14 protein-coding genes are annotated in these 16,096 nt (G+C 68.3%); 13 read left to right on the top strand and 1 reads right to left on the bottom strand.

Features of this window, described 5'->3' with window-relative positions:
* Positions 1–75: 75 nt before the first annotated feature.
* Positions 76–1,431 (bottom strand): collagen-like triple helix repeat-containing protein, encoded by a 1,356-nt coding sequence (locus CYJ10_RS10935; protein WP_101681481.1) that lies wholly within the window; start codon positions 1,429–1,431, stop codon positions 76–78.
* 653 nt (positions 1,432–2,084) lie between these two features.
* Here CYJ10_RS10935 and CYJ10_RS10930 point away from each other — a divergent pair.
* The 13 genes from CYJ10_RS10930 (at position 2,085) to CYJ10_RS10870 (ending at position 16,074) form a co-directional block, all read left to right on the top strand.
* Positions 2,085–3,263 carry a collagen-like triple helix repeat-containing protein gene (locus CYJ10_RS10930; protein WP_101681480.1) on the top strand — a complete coding sequence of 393 codons (1,179 nt, stop codon included), beginning with the start codon at positions 2,085–2,087 and terminating at the stop codon, positions 3,261–3,263.
* Positions 3,264–3,696: 433 nt separating this feature from the next.
* A complete protein-coding gene (locus CYJ10_RS10925; RefSeq protein WP_101681479.1) occupies positions 3,697–3,888 on the top strand; it encodes a Flp family type IVb pilin in 192 nt (63 codons plus the stop codon).
* A gap of 370 nt (positions 3,889–4,258) precedes the next feature.
* Positions 4,259–4,720 carry a TadE/TadG family type IV pilus assembly protein gene (locus CYJ10_RS10920; protein WP_101681478.1) on the top strand — a complete coding sequence of 154 codons (462 nt, stop codon included), beginning with the start codon at positions 4,259–4,261 and terminating at the stop codon, positions 4,718–4,720.
* A gap of 6 nt (positions 4,721–4,726) precedes the next feature.
* The gene (cpaB, locus tag CYJ10_RS10915; RefSeq protein ID WP_101681477.1) at positions 4,727–5,707 is read left to right on the top strand and encodes a Flp pilus assembly protein CpaB; all 981 of its coding nucleotides are present in this window, start codon (positions 4,727–4,729) and stop codon (positions 5,705–5,707) included.
* 133 nt (positions 5,708–5,840) lie between these two features.
* Positions 5,841–7,148 carry a type II and III secretion system protein family protein gene (locus CYJ10_RS10910; RefSeq protein WP_257993246.1) on the top strand — a complete coding sequence of 436 codons (1,308 nt, stop codon included), beginning with the start codon at positions 5,841–5,843 and terminating at the stop codon, positions 7,146–7,148.
* Positions 7,149–7,175: 27 nt separating this feature from the next.
* Complete coding sequence (locus tag CYJ10_RS10905; RefSeq protein ID WP_101681476.1) at positions 7,176–8,408, top strand: pilus assembly protein; 1,233 nt, start codon at positions 7,176–7,178, stop codon at positions 8,406–8,408.
* A gap of 1 nt (position 8,409) precedes the next feature.
* On the top strand, positions 8,410–9,726 hold the full coding sequence (locus CYJ10_RS10900; protein ID WP_101681475.1) for a CpaF family protein: 1,317 nt from the start codon (positions 8,410–8,412) through the stop codon (positions 9,724–9,726).
* Positions 9,719–10,645 carry a type II secretion system F family protein gene (locus CYJ10_RS10895; protein ID WP_101681574.1) on the top strand — a complete coding sequence of 309 codons (927 nt, stop codon included), beginning with the start codon at positions 9,719–9,721 and terminating at the stop codon, positions 10,643–10,645. Before CYJ10_RS10900 ends, CYJ10_RS10895 begins: the two co-directional genes overlap by 8 nt.
* A gap of 18 nt (positions 10,646–10,663) precedes the next feature.
* Positions 10,664–11,785 (top strand): type II secretion system F family protein, encoded by a 1,122-nt coding sequence (locus tag CYJ10_RS10890; protein ID WP_101681573.1) that lies wholly within the window; start codon positions 10,664–10,666, stop codon positions 11,783–11,785.
* Positions 11,782–12,636 carry a pilus assembly protein TadD gene (locus CYJ10_RS10885; RefSeq protein ID WP_257993232.1) on the top strand — a complete coding sequence of 285 codons (855 nt, stop codon included), beginning with the start codon at positions 11,782–11,784 and terminating at the stop codon, positions 12,634–12,636. The genes CYJ10_RS10890 and CYJ10_RS10885 overlap by 4 nt, the downstream gene beginning before the upstream one ends.
* Positions 12,633–12,968, top strand: coding sequence for a DUF3613 domain-containing protein (locus tag CYJ10_RS10880; RefSeq protein WP_101681474.1), 336 nt, complete (start codon positions 12,633–12,635; stop codon positions 12,966–12,968). Before CYJ10_RS10885 ends, CYJ10_RS10880 begins: the two co-directional genes overlap by 4 nt.
* Before the next feature lie 54 nt (positions 12,969–13,022).
* Positions 13,023–14,696, top strand: coding sequence for a TadG family pilus assembly protein (locus CYJ10_RS10875; RefSeq protein ID WP_257993230.1), 1,674 nt, complete (start codon positions 13,023–13,025; stop codon positions 14,694–14,696).
* Positions 14,697–14,709: 13 nt separating this feature from the next.
* Positions 14,710–16,074 (top strand): sigma 54-interacting transcriptional regulator, encoded by a 1,365-nt coding sequence (locus CYJ10_RS10870; RefSeq protein ID WP_101681473.1) that lies wholly within the window; start codon positions 14,710–14,712, stop codon positions 16,072–16,074.
* Positions 16,075–16,096 lie beyond the last annotated feature (22 nt).

Raw genomic sequence — 16,096 nt, 5'->3', positions numbered from 1 at the left:
GCCGCTCCCCCGCCGCCCATGGGTGGCCGTGACGCTTTGTTTTGGATTGGGCGCGCTCTCGCGCGCCGCGTGGAACTAGTGCTTGCCGCCGAGTGCGCCCAAGCCGCCCAGGCCGCCCGTCAGGCCGCCAACGAGCCCGCCGACCAGGCCGGTAACCGGCGCCAGCGGGTTGGCGGGCTTGGTGCCTGCCGTCGTGCCGCCGGATGTGGGGGTGCCGCTGGCCGGCGCATTGCCGCCGGTCAGGCCGCCGGTGATGCCGTTGGTGATGCCGCTGACCAGGCCGGTGACCGGAGCAAGGGGGCTGGTGCCGCCGCCACCGGTGGCGCTGCTCAGGCCGCTGGTAAGGGTGTTGACGAGACCGGTGACCGGCGCTAGCGGGCTGGAGGTGCCCCCGGTCGCGCTGGTCAGGCCACCAGTCAGGCCGCTGACCAGCCCGGTGACGGGCGCGAGCGGGCTGCCCACGGCACCGCCGGCCGGGTTGTTCACCACGCCGCCGAGGGACGCCACCGTATTGCCGGTGCCCGTGACGATGCCGCCAACACCGGACACCACCGGCGTATTGGTATGGGTCAGTTGCGTGCCGGCCGTGGCCAACGCACCACCGACCGTCGCCAGCAGGTTGTTGACCGGCTGGCCAAGGCCGGTGGCCGCGCCCAGTGTCTGCGTGCCGTTGGTCAGCGTCGACGTCAGCGGCACGATGGCCTTGCTGACGCCACTGGTCAGTTGTTCGACGGGACCGGTCGACAGCGCGGTACCCAGCTGGCCGCCGACCTTGTTCACCGCGCCGCCCACTTGCGACACCACGCCGCCTAAGGGCGTGGTCACGGCGGCCAGCGGTGCCAGCGGGCCGCTGCCCAGGCCGCTGACCGCGCTACCGGCGCTGCTGACGGCATTGCCAAGCTCGCTGACCACGCCGCCCGTGCTGGCCACGGTGGTGCCCACCGGATTCGCGGCGTTGGGCATATTGCCCAGGCCCGATTGCACGCCGGTGCCGAGCACGCCCACGGCATCGCCGACCGAATTCACCACGCCGGCCAATCCGTCCCTGGTCTGCGACGACACCACGGGCACGTTCGCGTCCTTGATGGCATCGCCCACGCCACTGACCGTGCCGCCGACGCCGGTGACGATGCCGCCCGCGCTGCTGACGATGGCGCTGGTGGGCGTCAGCGCCGTGGCGCCGCCTCCGCTATTGCCACCGCCGTTGTTGTTGTTCCCGCCGCCGCCGTTGTTCGTGCCGCCGTTGTTGGCGGAGTCGGTCCCACCGGTGCCGCCCGTGTTGGCAGCATTGCTGGCGCCACCCGAGCTGCCGGTGCCGCTGGTGCCCATCGACGTCGAACCACTGCCGCTGGCGCAGCCTGCCAGTGTCAGCAGCGACCCCAGCAATGCCGTCACGAACAGCTGCTTCGCGGAATGTTGTTGTGTGCGCATGACCTTTTCCCTTTATGGATGTCCCGACCCGGATTCACGTCTTCGCGTATTCGCTTGCTCGATTGCCGCGAGGGCTTGCGTGACGTGCCGTGGCTGCGCTGTATTGCGCAAGCGGTGTGCCAGTGCCGTCGGCCACTGTCGGCCGGGCCATGCCAAAGCAGGGGATGAAGTGCGCAAACGCACGCGCGGCAAGGCTTTGCGGCCGATGGATCAAACGCACGCATGAAGCGCGCGGCCGTGGCGCGCCGCGTGTGTGGCGTTACGCGTTACGTAACGCCACGTGACATGCGCGGTGACATGGGCCGCATCACGGCGCCTGCCGTGGCCCCGGCCGCACGTTGCGTACGGCCCATCTGCCGTAACGCCGGCGCGGGAACACGTTACGTAGCACGTAACACCGCAACGCCATCACGCGCGGGCGTCCGGGGCCCATCGCCGAAGCTGGCCCGCATCCTCGAAAGCCTTGCGCCACAACGCATTCCGATCCGAATTGCGCTGGCATCCAGCGCTCGTATCGAACACGCGATTGAGGCTGGCATACCGCTTGCGCTATCGGTCCGCAGCCACGCCGGACCTACCACGTCGCCGACCGGGTCGCGGCGAAGCGCGTGAAGACAGCGGACTCACACAGAACACACTCAGGAGATCAGGACATGCATGCAACCAAGCAGACGCGCCCCCTCAACGTGATGGCGATCGCCTGTGCCGCGACGGTGGCGTTGCTGGCGGGCTGCGCCTCGGGCGGTTCCAGTGGCGGCGGCGCCAATCCGTCCACGCCTTCCACGCCCACCAATCCGGGCACGACCAATCCGCAGCCCACTGCCGAGACCACGCCCACGGCCAAGGCGGTGGAAGGGACCGGCAACGCGGTGGTATCCACCGGCAGCGCGGTGAGCCAGATCGGCCAGCAGATCAAGGACACCAGCGTGCCCCTGGTGCCGGCCACGGCGAAGAACGCGACCGGCGACGTGGTGATCCAGACCGGCGAGACGGTTGCCGCGCTCGGCGCCGGCGTGCGCGATGGCCTGGGCAAGATTGGCGCGGTCGACAACCCGGTGGGCGTGACCGTTGCCAATACCGGCAACGTTGTGACGCAAGCAGGAGCTACGGTGGTTAGCACGGGCAGCCTGGTCAAGGCACTCGGCAGCGACCAGCTGTCGCCGCTGGCGCCCGTGACCAATCCCGCAGGGGGCCTGGTGCAGACCGTGGGCGCAGGGGTGATGAGCCTTGGCGGCAAGCTTGGCGACGCCCTGTCAACCGGCCCCGTCGCGCAACTGACGGACAGCACCAGCAAGACCATTGTGCCGCTGACCACGCAACTGACCAACGCGACGCAGACCGTGGGCGCGGCCACGGGCCTGGGCGCGCCGGTGAACAACCTGCTGACGCAGGTGGGCAATACGGTCGCCACGGTCGGCAGCATGATCGTCTACACCCATACGCCCGTCGTGTCGCCGATTGGTGGCGTGGTCAACGAAACCGGCAAGACCGTCGCCGTGGCAGGCGTGCTACTCCACGGGAATGGCAGCGTCGGTGGCAATCCGCTTGGCGGCCTGCTGAACAACCTGCCACTGAACGGCGCCGCCGGTGCCTTCGGTGGCACGTCGGGCAGCAATCCGCTGGCACCGGTCACGGGCCTGCTGGGCCCGGTTGGCGGCGCGGCGGGCGGCACCTCGGGCGGCAGCAATCCGCTGGCTCCCGTCACGGGTCTGCTCGGCACGGTCACCGGCGGGCTGACCAGTGCGGCAAGCGGCGCCACCACGTCCAGCAACGGCGGCAGCAACCCGCTGGCCCCCATCACTGGCCTGCTTGGTGGTCTGACGCGCCATTGATCTGACATCCCCCGCGGAAGACGTCGGGACTTTCCCTGTCAACCGCCCCGGCTAATTTATGGTGCGCTGTCGTCCTTACCCCGCGCGGCGCATCCTTTTATTTCGTGCTGTGAGGCCCCCTGCATGACAACGTGCAGGGGGCTGCACGGCACGTTTCGTTTGTTGCGCGCTCTTTAACAATTCGGACGAATTCACCCCGATGGCGCAAAGCGCGCCGCGTTGTTTCAAACGTATGTCCTCCTTTAAGCTGGGACAACCATAGCCCGAACGGGGGGTATGGTTGATACATGGCATGTTTTATAAATGTTTTCACCAGCGCAAAAAATCACAAAAACGCCACAGGTGAAGTTCAAACAGATGGCAGTCGGATCGGGGTCAGGAACGTAAAGCTGGGGATCCATGCAGGGGTCACGCACTTTCGGGAGTGAACGTCATGCAAAAGAATCTGGCGCGCCATCGCAAAACCCAACGCGGCGCCACCGCCATCGAGTATGGCCTGATCGTAGGCCTGATTGCATTAGGCATTGTCGTGGGCGCACAGGCCCTCGGCACAGGTATCAGCGACGGTTTCAACGGCCTTGCCAAACAGGTCACGAGCATGTTCGCGAAGAACGCCGGCACCTGATGCCTGGCGACAGGTTCCACTGATCATCCGGACAGCAGAAGCGGCGTTCGTGCGCGACGCACGGCGTCTTTCGTGCTGACCTGACGTGTCCAGACCATTTACCAGAGCACCGTGCTGGCAGCAATGCCAGCCGCGGTGGGCATCTGTACGCCTGCCGGAACGCAGTGGCACAAGTGGTAGCGGTAGGCACTGGCCGCAGGCAGGGATATGGACGGCCGGGCAAGAACGGTAAGAGTGGTTTCAAGTCGCGCAACGTAGTACGACACAGCCTTTCGGGCACGCCGGGGCGGGCATCGGGCAGTCATGCCGGTGCCCGCCGCGCGGTGTCGTGTGTCGCCAATGCATGCAAGTTGAAAAAACCGGGTGAAGCATGGCATTACGGGGGAGCGCGAACCGGCGCCGCGCAAGTGGAGTGGCCGCGATCGAGTTCGCGATAGTGTTTCCGCTGCTGTTTGCGGTGGTGCTTGGCATCGTCTACTACGGCATGGTGCTGGCCCTGCAGCAAGTCCTGACGCTCGCCGCCGAAGAAGGTGCGCGGGCTGCCTTGCGTTATCCGCTCACCGCGAACGGCGGCACGCTGGCGACGACGCTCGACCAGCGGGTCATCGCCGCCGACCAGGCCGCGCGCAGCACGCTGCCACCCAATATCGCCGAGCGCTTTACGGGCGGGTCGCTGGCCCAGGCCGTGGCATGTGCCGCGCCGGCCGGCACGCAATGCGTGCAGGTCACGCTCAATCTTTCGACGCAAACGATCCTGCCGGTGGTGCCGTTCGTGCCGGTGCCCGCCTCGCTGATCGGCGTCGCCGTGGTCCAGCTCTCTCCAGATATCTGAGGACACATGAGCAGCAAACAGATCCGGATCCTTGCCACCGTCCTGCTGATACTGGCCGGACTGCTCGCGCTGCTGGCGTGGCAGGTCGCGCGCCGGCAGGCGGTGCCCGTCACCGCCGCACAGACACCGCCCACCCATGCCGTGGTGGTCACCACGCGTGCCGTCGAAGCCGGCAAGCCGCTGACGGCCGACGCGCTCACGGTCATGCAGTTGCCGATCGAGCCCGCCGGCGCCTACCAGGATGCGGCCCGCGTAGTCGGCCAGGTGCCCGTGGTTAACCTGGGCAGCAACGTGCCGGTGCTGGAAGGGCAACTGCTGTCCGGGCTGGCGCGGCAGATTCCCGAAGGCGACCGTGCGCTGGCCGTGTCCGTGGACGAGGCCGTCGGCGTGGGCCATCAGGTGCAGCCCGGCGACTTTGTCGATGTGTTCGTGATCCTGCGCCGCGACAACCAGGAGATTGCCGAAAGCCAGACGCGCCTGCTGCTGTCGCGCCTGCGCGTGCTCGCGTACGGCAACGGCAGCGTCAACGAATCACGCAAGGTGCAGGCCGAACAGATGATGGCGCGCCGCGACGGCGCGAAGACGGCGGTGCTGTCCGTGCCGGTGGATCAGGTGGGCAAGCTGGCCATGGCGCAGCAGGCCGGTCGGCTGGTGCTGGCGCTGCGCAATCCGACCGATGCCTCGATGCCCAGCGACGGCATGTTTGCCGACCCGCCGGCGGTGCTGCAGGCCCGCGCCGGCGTGCCCGCGGAAGCGGAGCGCGCGCCCGTGGACAAGGCCGCCGCCGGCGTGAGTCTGGCCGGTCTTGTCGGGCAAGCTGGCCACGCTAGCACCACCACGCCGCGCGCCCTGGCCCCTGCGCCGTCCCTGCGCGCCACCGTGCCACCGGCGGCGGCGGCGTTGACAGCTTCGGCGCAACGGCGCGAAGCCCCCGACAACAACAACGGCGTGGAAGTGATCCGCGCCGGCAAGCGAGCCATCGAATAGCGGACGACACGGCATGCCCAAATTGACGATAGACCGTGAGTGGGCGCGCGCGCGCCAGATCGGCAATAGCCGCTTCAACGGCCGCATGGCCGCCATGCTGACGATGGCCGTTGCCGCTTGCGTCACCGCTGTAATGGTCGGGGCGATGCGCCCGGCCATGGCGCAGGACGCCGCACCGCCGCCCGCCGCGCGCACGCTGCGCCTGATGGCGGGCGCGCAGCAGGAGATCAAGCCGGGCCAGTCGCTGGAGCGCGTGGCCGTGGGCAATCCAGCCGTGGCCGATGCCCTGCTGCTCAAGCAGCGCAATGGCGCGCCCACCGTGCTGGTGGTGGCGAAAAAGCCGGGCGTGACCGACATGATGATCTGGCGTCGCAACGGGGCGCCGGTGACCTACAGCGTGCAGGTCGATGCCGTGGCACAGGATGCCGATGGCGCGCAGGTGGATATGTCCGCCGCCGGCGCCACCATTCGCGGCGAATCGCCGGACGCCGGCACGGCCGCGCGCACCCAGCAGGCGGCACGGGCGGCGGTGGCGGGGCCGGACGGCAAGGGCGGCGTGGTGATCGACCGTTCCGTGGTGCCGGCGTCGAACACGGTGCAGGTCGATGTGAAGGTGGTGGAGATCAGCAAGACCGTGCTGAAGGAGGTTGGGCTCAATTTCATCAAGAGCAGCGGCGGCTTCACGTTCGGGCAGTTCAGCCCGACATCGCTGACCAAGACGACGATCGGTCCGTCGCCGTCGTTTGAAGGCGCGTTGCCAATGAGCAGCGCGTTCAACCTGGTGGCGGCCTGGGCCAAGGAAGGCATCTTTGCCAACCTGAGCCTGCTGGAAAGCAATGGCCTGGTCAGGGTGCTGGCCGAGCCGAGCCTGGTGACCCTGTCGGGCCAGAGCGCGAGCTTCCTTGCGGGCGGCGAGATCCCGATTCCTGTGCCGCAGGCACTGGGCACCACGACCATCCAGTTCAAGCCGTTCGGTATCGGCCTGACGGTCTCGCCGACGGTGATGTCGAAGTCGCGCATCGCGCTGAAGGTGGCGCCCGAGGCCAGCGATCTCGATCCGTCGCGCGGCATCAGCATCAACGGGGCCTCCGTGCCGGCCATCGTCACGCGGCGCGCCGATACCACGGTGGAGCTGGGCGATGGCGAGAGCTTCGTGATCGGCGGCCTGGTGAGCCGCAACACGGTCAGCAACGTGAACAAGGTGCCGTTCCTGGGAGACTTGCCGATCATCGGCAGCTTCTTCAAGAACCTGAACTTCCACCAGGAAGACCGCGAACTGATGATCGTGGTCACGCCACGCCTGGTGAAGCCGCTGGCGCGGGATTCCCAGGCCGCCGCGAACGTGGCCAACGACGGCCGCACGAGCGCCAGCCCCAATGTCTGGGGGCGCTTCGTGCTGGGCGAGTACGCAGACCCGACCCTGCCCGGTTTCTCGCGGTAGCGGCGGCAGATGGAGCGAGTGACGAGGATGGATGCCTTCCTGCTGAACACCAAACGCGAGTCCCTGCGCCACTGGCTGGACGAGGCACTGGGCGACGCTGGCACGCTGGTAGCGGAGGACGGCGCGCAGGAAGCCTTTATCGAGCAGGTCGGGGCCATTCGCCCCGGGCTGGTCTTTCTGGATTTCGCGGCGACGCATGTCGAGGCATCGGCCCGCCTGGCCGAACAGGTGGCGCGGCTGTTTCCGCAACTGCCGCTGGTGGCGGTTGGCAACGCCGGCGAACCGGACGCCATGCTGGCCGCGCTGCGCGCCGGCGTGCGCGATTTCATCGACTTGCGCGGTGCGCCGGCGCAGGCCACCGACGCCGTGCGGCGCCTGATGGTGCCGCGCGCGCAGGTGCGGCCCGTGGCGCCGACGCACCGGCACGGCAAGATCGTGGCGCTGCTGGGGGCGCGGCCTGGCGTCGGCGTGAGCACGCTGGCCGTGAACCTGGCCGCCAGCGTGCGCCAGCGCGAAGGTGCCGGCGCCGCTGCGGAGGTGCTGCTGCTGGACCTGGGCCTGCCCGTGCGCGACGGCGCGCTCTACATGAACATCGCGCCCGAATTCCACTTTGTCGAAGCCGTGCGCAATCTGCGCCGCTTTGACCAGGTGTTTGTTGATACCGCGCTGGCGTGCCATGCCAGCGGCGTGTCGGTGCTACCGCTGCCGGCCACGCTGGCCGAACTGCGCGACGTGTCGTTTTCCGAGGCGCTGGCGCTGCTGGACCGCCTGCGCGCGTTCTTCGACCTGCAGGTGATTGACCTTGGCGGGTTCTCCAATACCGAGTTCATGTCGCAGATCGTCAAGGCCGCCGATGCCGTGGTGATGGTGGCCGAGCAGAGCGTGGGCGCCATTGTCTCGGCGGCGGAACTGCTGCATGAGCTGAAGAAGCGGGAGATCGAGCGCCCCGATCTGCATCTGATGGTGTCGCGCTTCGATCCCGAACTGGGGGTGGACGCGGCCCAGATTGCCGAGCGCGTCGGCGTGGCATCGGTCGATACGTTGCCCGACCGGCGGGCGGCGCTGGTGCAGGCCGCCAATCGTGGCGCGGTACTGGCGCAGACCGCGCCGGCCGACCCCTACGTGCGCGCCGTGGGCGCGCTGAAGGAACGGCTGGGCTTCCGCGCGGAACAGGCTTCCGAGCGCGGCATCCTGGCCCGGATCAAGGAGAAGCTGCCCGAGGCATTGCGTGTTACGCGCGCCGCGCGGGCGGGGAACTGACATGACCGAAGCCATCGAATTCTCGGACAACGCCGCGGCGCCGTTTCCGGTGTCGCAGGAATTCCACAAGATCAAGGAGGCCGCGCACGAACACCTGCTGACGCGCATCGAGGAGCTTGGTGCCGAGTTCGGCCGCTGGACGCGCACCGCTATCCAGCGCTTTGTCGACCTGGAGCTGGAAAGCTTCACGCGCCTGCGCCGCATACCGATCAACGAGGCCGAGCTGCATCAGATTTCCGAGGCGCTGACCAAGGAACTGGCCGGCTTCGGCCCGATCGAGGACCTGCTGCACGACGTGGCCGTGGAAGACATCCTCGTGAACGGGCATCTCGACGTCTACGTGTCTCGGCACGGCGTGCTGGAGCGCATGCCCGTACGCTTTGCCGACAACGGGCACCTGCTGCGCATCGTGCGCCGCATCCTGGCGCCGATTGGCCGGCGTCTGGACGAGTCGAACCCGATGGTCGATGCGCGCCTGCCGGACGGCGGCCGCATCAACGTGATCATCCCGCCGCTGGCGCTGGCCGGCCCCGTGGTGTCGATCCGCAAGTTCCGCAAGGACCCGCTGACGCCGGCCGACCTGCAGGCGCTGGGCACCATGAGCCCCGAGATCACGGAGCTGCTGGAAGCCGCGGTGCGGGCACGCTGCAACATCCTGGTGAGCGGCGGCACGAGTTCGGGCAAGACGTCGCTGCTCAATGCGCTGGCCACGTTCATGCCGTCCGGCGAGCGCGTGATCACGATCGAGGACACCGCCGAACTGGCGCTGAACCACCCGCACGTGGTGCGGCTGGAAAGCCGTCCCGGCGGCTTCGAGGGCACGGGCACGGTGACGATCCGCGACCTGCTGCGCAACAGCCTGCGGATGCGCCCCGACCGCATCATCGTGGGCGAAGTGCGCGGCGGCGAGGTGCTGGAAATGCTGCAGGCCATGAGCACGGGCCACGACGGGTCGATGGGCACCATCCACGCCAGCAGCCCGCGCGAATGCCTGTACCGGCTCGAAATGCTGGCCGGCTTCGCCGGGTTCCAGGGCAGCGAAGTGAGCCTGCGCCGGCAGATTGCCAATGCCGTCGACTTCATCGTGCAGATTGGGCGGCTGTCCAGCGGACGCCGGCGCATCCTGTCGATTACCGAGGTCACGGGCCTGGGCGACAACATCATTTCCACGCAGGAGCTGTACCGCTACGAGCCCGTGACCAATGCCGACGGCACCGAGACCGACCGCTGGCAGTCGCTTGGCATACTGCCGCATTCGCCCAAGCTGGCGCGCATGCGTCCGGCCACCTTTGCCCTGGACGACCGCTTTGATCTCTAGCGCCAGCCTGTTCATCGCCACGTTCGCCCTGGTCCTGCTGGGCCTGGGGTTGCTGATGCTGGCATCGGCCCGTGGCCGCGCCAACGCGGAACGCGCACGAGCCCACTTGGCCGCGCAGACGGAACAGGTGCGCGCGCGCTACGCGCAGGCCACGGAGCCCGACCCGCACGGCGCGGTGCGCGACCTGCGCCGGCGCTGGGCCGACCTGCTGCGCCGCGCCGACATGACGCCGACGCGTGGCACGTACCTGCGCTGGGGCGTGCCCATGCTGTGCCTGATTGTGGGCGGCGCGGCGACGGGCGGGGCGATCGGCGCGGTGGCGATGCTGGTGGTGAGCGTGGCGACGGCGGCATTCCTGCTGTGGCTGCGTATCAGCCGGCTCAAGGGCAAGATGCTGCGCCAGCTGCCGGGATTCCTCGATGGCGTGGTGCGTCTGATGACGATCGGCAGCAGCGTGCCAGCCGCGTTCCAGAACTCGGTGGCCAATACCGAGCCGCCGCTGCGCCAATGCCTGGTGCAGGCTATCCACCTGCAGCGCGCGGGCAAGGAACTGGACCAGGCCGTGATGCAGATGGGTCGCGCCTACGACCTGGAGGAACTGGTCGTCGTGTCGTCGGTGCTGCGGCTGTCGCAACGCTATGGCGGGCGCGCCGACGTGGTGATGGAGCGCACCGCCACCTTCATGCGTGACCGCGAGGAAGCGCAGCGCGAGCTGATGGCGCTGTCGGCCGAGACGCGCCTGTCCGCCTGGGTGCTGGGCCTGCTGCCACTGGTGGTGGCCGGCGGGCTGTTCATGATGAACGCCGGCTACATCATGATGATGTGGAAAGACCCGACCGGCCGCGTGATGCTGTTGAGCGCTGCAGGGCTTGAAGTGGCCGGCATCCTGATGCTGTATCGGCTCGCGAAATCCATCTAGGCGCCCACGACCATGCAGATGGATGTCACCACCCTGATCTCCGCGAGCCTGGCCGCTGCCGCCATGGCCCTGCTGGTCCTGGCATGGCCTCTGCTGCGGCAGTGGCGGCAGCGGCGCGAGGCCGCGCGGACCATCGACGCCGCGCTGCAGCGGCAGGCGGCACACGGTGTACCCGTGGCGCAGGGCGAGGCCGTTCCGGGCCAGCCCCAGGCGGCGCCGGCCGCAACACAGGCGACGGCCCTGGGGGCCGCCGCCGCCGCTCCGCAGATGTCGGCGCGCGCCGCCGCTGCGGCCGCCGCGCTGGCACAGGCATCGCCGCGGCCAGCCGCAGCGGCCAGGCCAAGGCCGGCCACGCTCGGCGCCAGGCTCGGCGAGGCGTTCGGCGACCGCTTCAACCAGCGCTGGCTGGAGTCGCGCCTTGGCCGGGCGGTGGTCACTGCCGAGGAACAGCAACTGCTGGAGCAGTGCGGCTTCCACGGTCTGCAGCCGCGCGCCGTGTTTGGAGGCCTGCGATTGCTGGTGCCTGCGGTACTGGCGGGTGCCATGCTGCTGTGGCGGATCGATGGCGCGACGGCGCAGGCACTGGCGTGCGGGTTCGCCACGTTCGCGCTGGGGTACCTGCTGCCGAAGATGGTCTTGCGCCGCTGGGCGCGCAACCGCCAGCGGGAGGTGGCCGAGGAACTGCCGGTGCTGATCGACATGCTGCGGCTGCTGCAGGGCGTGGGCTTGTCGATCGACCAGAGCCTGCAGGTCATCGTTACCGAATTCGGCGCGATGCTGCGCGTGCTGGGGTCCGAGCTGCAGCGCGCCAACCAGCAGTTTGCGTCGGGACGCTCGCGGGAACAGACGCTGCAGCGCATTGGCAAGCTGTTCGACGATGAAGACCTGAAGAGCCTGATCACGCTTCTGACGCAGGTGGACAAGCATGGCGGCGCGGTGCAGGAGCCGTTGCGCCAGTTTGGCGAACGGCTGCAGGTGGCCCGCAAGGCGCGCATGAAAGACAAGATCGGCAGGCTGACGGTGAAGATGACCGGCGTGATGGTGGTCAGCCTGCTGCCGGTGCTGCTGATCCTGACGGCAGGACCGGGCTTCCTGGGCGTGATCCGGATGCTGGCCCGCATGAACGGAGGACATGGATGACAAGGCAATCCCACCCGCTGCTGGCGGGCGTACTCGCGGGGGTCATTACGCTGCTGGGCGGTTGTGCCAGCACGCCCAACAGTGCCGAGGCCATGGCGCGGCAGGCCGATGCGCAGATCGAACTGGCCAGGCTGCAGGACAAGGCCGCACGGGCCGAGTACAACGACCAGAACGTGTATCTGGGCCTGATCGGCAAGATGCAGCAGGAAGGCATGTACTACGCGTCGCTGGCCCATATCGATGCGTATCAGCAGAAGTACGGCAGCAGCACCGCGCTGCAGGTGCTGCGCGCCGATGCGCTGCGCGAGACCAGCCAGGACGACGCGGCGCTGCAGGCCTATCGCGACCTGCTGAACACCGATCGCGCGGCCCGCGCACGCCACGGCATCGGCCTGGTGCTGGGCCGGCAGGGCGACTTCACGGGGGCGACGGTGGAACTGCGCCAGGCGGCCGCGCTTGAGCCCGTCAACGCCCAGGTGGCCAACGACCTGGGCTACGCGCTGATGCGCGGTGGCGCGCTGCAGGAGGCGCGCGTGCCGGTGCTGCAGGCGCTGGAGCTGGACGCCAATAATCCGCGCGTCATCAGCAACGCCGTGGTGTGGATGCTGGCCACCGGCAAGCGCAGCGAGGCCACGGCGATGATGCATCGGGCCGCGATGCCAGAGCCGACGCGTATCGCCATCCGCAAGGAAGCGGACCGCGTGACACGCGCCGCCCAGTTACACGACAAACCGCGCGACAAGACGGCGCCACGCGGCAACGCCAATCTGAATCCCAATCCCAATCCCAATCCCGCCGCGAACCCGGGCGCCGCGCAGTCCGTGGCGCTCAACGCAGGAGCCAGGCCATGATCCGTTCCCCGTTTGCGCCGCGCGTCGTCCTGCTGGCCACGCTGTGCGCGCTGGCTGCCGCCGCGCCGGCCGTGGCCCAGCAGCCGCCGGCACCCACCGAGGCACGTCCCAACGATGTGGCGGTGGGCGACACCACGCGCAACGTGCTCGACATCCAGCGCAATGGCTCGCAAGCCGGCCCGATGCAGCCGCTGACCGGCGACCAGGCGACGCTGGGCTACGCGCGCTACATGCGCAGCTTCACGCATCCGCTGCCTGAGTTCTTCTCGACGATTTCCACCGGCAGCCCGTTGCGCGGCGGCGCGGGCAGCCAGCCGATGAACGGCCAATAGCGACACGCCATGCAGCGTCGGGCCGATCTCCTTCGACAGCGGGGCGCCGTCAGCATGATGGCCGCCGTGCTCATTGCCACCGTGGCCATTGGCGCCCTGGTGTCGATCGATGTCGGCTTTGTCTTCTACAGCCAGCGGCAATTGCAGAAGTCGGTCGACCTGGCGGCGCTGTCTGGCGCCCAGCAACTCAAGCGCGCCGATGACCTGCCCACCACCACGGCCAACGTGATGGCGTCGGTGACGGCAGCGGCCAGCCAGAACGGCTATCCCAATGCGGTTGGCCCGGATTGCGCCGAAGCCGCGTCGGGTGCGGGCGACGGCATGCGCACGTGCCTGGGCGTGTGGGACCCGGCCGATGCCGCAAACGGCGACGGTGTGCGGCACTTCAACGCGGGCTATGACACGACAACGCTATCGCCCAACGCGGTGCGCGTGCAGGGCACGCTGACGGTGCCGCTGCTGTTCGTGCTGCCCGGTGGCACATCGCGCCAACTCCATGCCGAAGCTATCGCGGCGGCCAGCCCGCCAGTGGCGTCGTTCTCGTTGGGCAGCGGTCTGCTGAACGTCAGCACGGCCAACGGCATCCTGAGCCTGCTGCTGGGCAACGCGGTGAACCTTTCGGCAGCCGACTGGAGCGGGCTGGTGGGCGCCAACGTCACGCTGGACCAATTGCGCCTGCAGGCTAACGCCGGCACGGTCAACCAGTTGCTCGACACGACGCTGTCGATCCAGGACTTCTATGCCCTGGTGCTGACGGCGGCGGGCAAACAGTCCCTGCTTGGCGTGGCGCTCGGCAGCCCGGCCACGCAACTGGGGCTCAATGGCATTGGCACCACGCTTACGCTAGGGCAAATGCTCGACCTTGGCGTGTTGACACCCGCCGCATCCTCGGCGGCCGAGGTTGGCCTGAACGTGGCATCGCTGTTGACGACGGCGGCCTACGTCGCGCGGGGCAGCAGCGCGGTCAGCCTCGATGGACTGAACCTGAACCTTGGCATCGCGTCGGCCACGGGGTCGCTCTATGTCATCGAGCCGCCCAAGGTGGCAGTCGGGCCTGCGCGGCAACTGCCGGATGGCACCTGGAAGACCACGGCCAGTACCGGCCAGATCGGGCTGAAGTTGTCGCTGGCGGCATCGATCGGCGTGGGCGCCATTGCCAACGCGGCGCTGAATGTGCCGCTGTGGCTGAAAGTGGGGACGGCCAAGGGCGACCTGACGCAATTGCAGTGTGCGGCGACGCCGGCGCAGCGCACTGCCACCATCAACGTGTCGACCCATATCGCGCAAGCCTGCCTGGCCGGCCAGGGGGCAGACTGCGCGCCGAATGGCGTTCCGGTGAACCTGGTAAGCGTGACGCTGCTAGGCGGCCTGCTGGCTTCGACCAACATTACCAGCCTGCCCGTACCCATGCAGACGTCGGATGCAGGAACGGGCAACGATATCGTGCTGTCGCCAGGCGGGCATGTCCAGACGTCCGGCAGCAATCCATTGAAGAGCGCGGTGGGCAACCTGCTGGCGGCGCTGAATCCGTCGTTCAGTATCAAGCTTGCTGCGCTGGACCTGGCGTCCGTGAATGCCGGCGACGTGCTTGGCCTGTTTCTCAGGCCCGTTGCGGACCTGCTCGACGAAGTGGTCATCCGACTTTTGAATACCCTCGGCATCAGCATCGCCAACGCGGACGTGTGGCTGAACGGCGTGGACTGCAACAACGCCGAACTTGTGTTTTGAACTCTGAACCATCATGAAAGCAGAGCGCTGGGCCTACGAGAGCCTTGAAGTCTATGTGTGGGAAGGCCAGTACGAGATTGCCGACCGCGTGGCGCGGTTCCTGACGCCGCTGGGCGCCGAGGTGATTCGTGCCGGTGCGCTGGACGCGCTGCCGAACGAGGCGCGCGTGAAGCCGTGCATTGCCGTGATCAGCGCGTCGGCGATTGGCTCGGCCAAGTTCACGCTGGACTGGGAGGCCGCCCATGGCATGCCGGTGATCTGGGTGGGCGCGCCGGACCGCGAGACCGATCCAGGCCGCTTTCCGCCCGAGTACGCGTACATCCTGCCGCACGACTTCAATGGCAGCGACCTGCGCAACCAGATTGCCAAGCTGATGCCGCAGTTGCTGGCCGCCGGCGAGGCGCGTCCCGACGTGGCCGACCTGGTGGCCGGATCGCCCGCCATGCAGGAACTGCTGGAACAGGTGGGGACCTTCGCCAACTTCGACAGCAACGTGATGCTGTACGGCGAGACCGGTGCCGGCAAGGAGCGCATCGCGCGGCTGTTCCACGAGCGCAACAGCCAGTATGGCAAGGGGCCGTTCGTCGCCGTGAACTGCGGGGCGATTCCCGACGGGCTGTTCGAGTCGCAGTTCTTCGGCCATGCCAAGGGCGCCTTTACCGGTGCGATGTTCGCGCATCGCGGATTCTTCGAGCAGGCCACCGGCGGCACGCTGTTCCTGGACGAGATCGGCGACCTGCCGCTGTTCCAGCAGGTCAAGCTGCTGCGCGTGCTGGAAGAGAACGCGCTGACGCGGCTGGGATCGACCGTGGCCGTGAAGCTCGACTTCCGGCTGGTGGCGGCCACCAACAAGGACTTGCGCGAGGCGGTGCGCGAGGGGCGCTTCCGCGCCGACCTGTACTTCCGGCTGGCGGTGATCGAACTGCGCATTCCCAGCCTGGAAGATCGCGGCCCCGGCGACAAGGTGGGCCTGCTGCAGTCGTTCCTGCGCCACATGATGGGCCCGGCCGCCTACGACGCGCTGCCGCCCATGCCCGACTGGCTCAAGGGGGCCGTGGGCACGGCGTTCTTCATCGGCAACGTTCGCGAACTGCGCAACCTGGCCGAACGCGTGGGCATAACGGCGCGGCAGTACGGCGGCTGGGACGAGGACCGCATCCGTCCGCTGTTCCGGGGGTTGCGGCCGGGCGCCTTCGACGGTGCCGAGCGCGGCGATCCGCGTGGCGATGTCGAGGAGCGCCGCCGCATCATCGCGGCGCTTGATGCCAACGGCTGGCGCCGCCAGGATACGGCCGCCTGCCTGGGCATCAGCCGCAAGGTGCTGTGGGAGAAGATGCGCAAGTTCCAGATCGCCGACAGCGAGGCGGAGCCGGTCTGAGGGCCGCTTGCCGGCACCGGGA

The organism is Cupriavidus pauculus (assembly GCF_002858765.1).
Taxonomy (GTDB): Bacteria; Pseudomonadota; Gammaproteobacteria; order Burkholderiales; family Burkholderiaceae; genus Cupriavidus; species Cupriavidus pauculus_B.
Note: the sequence above shows the minus strand (reverse complement) of the source record. Positions and strands in the feature narration are given on the sequence as shown.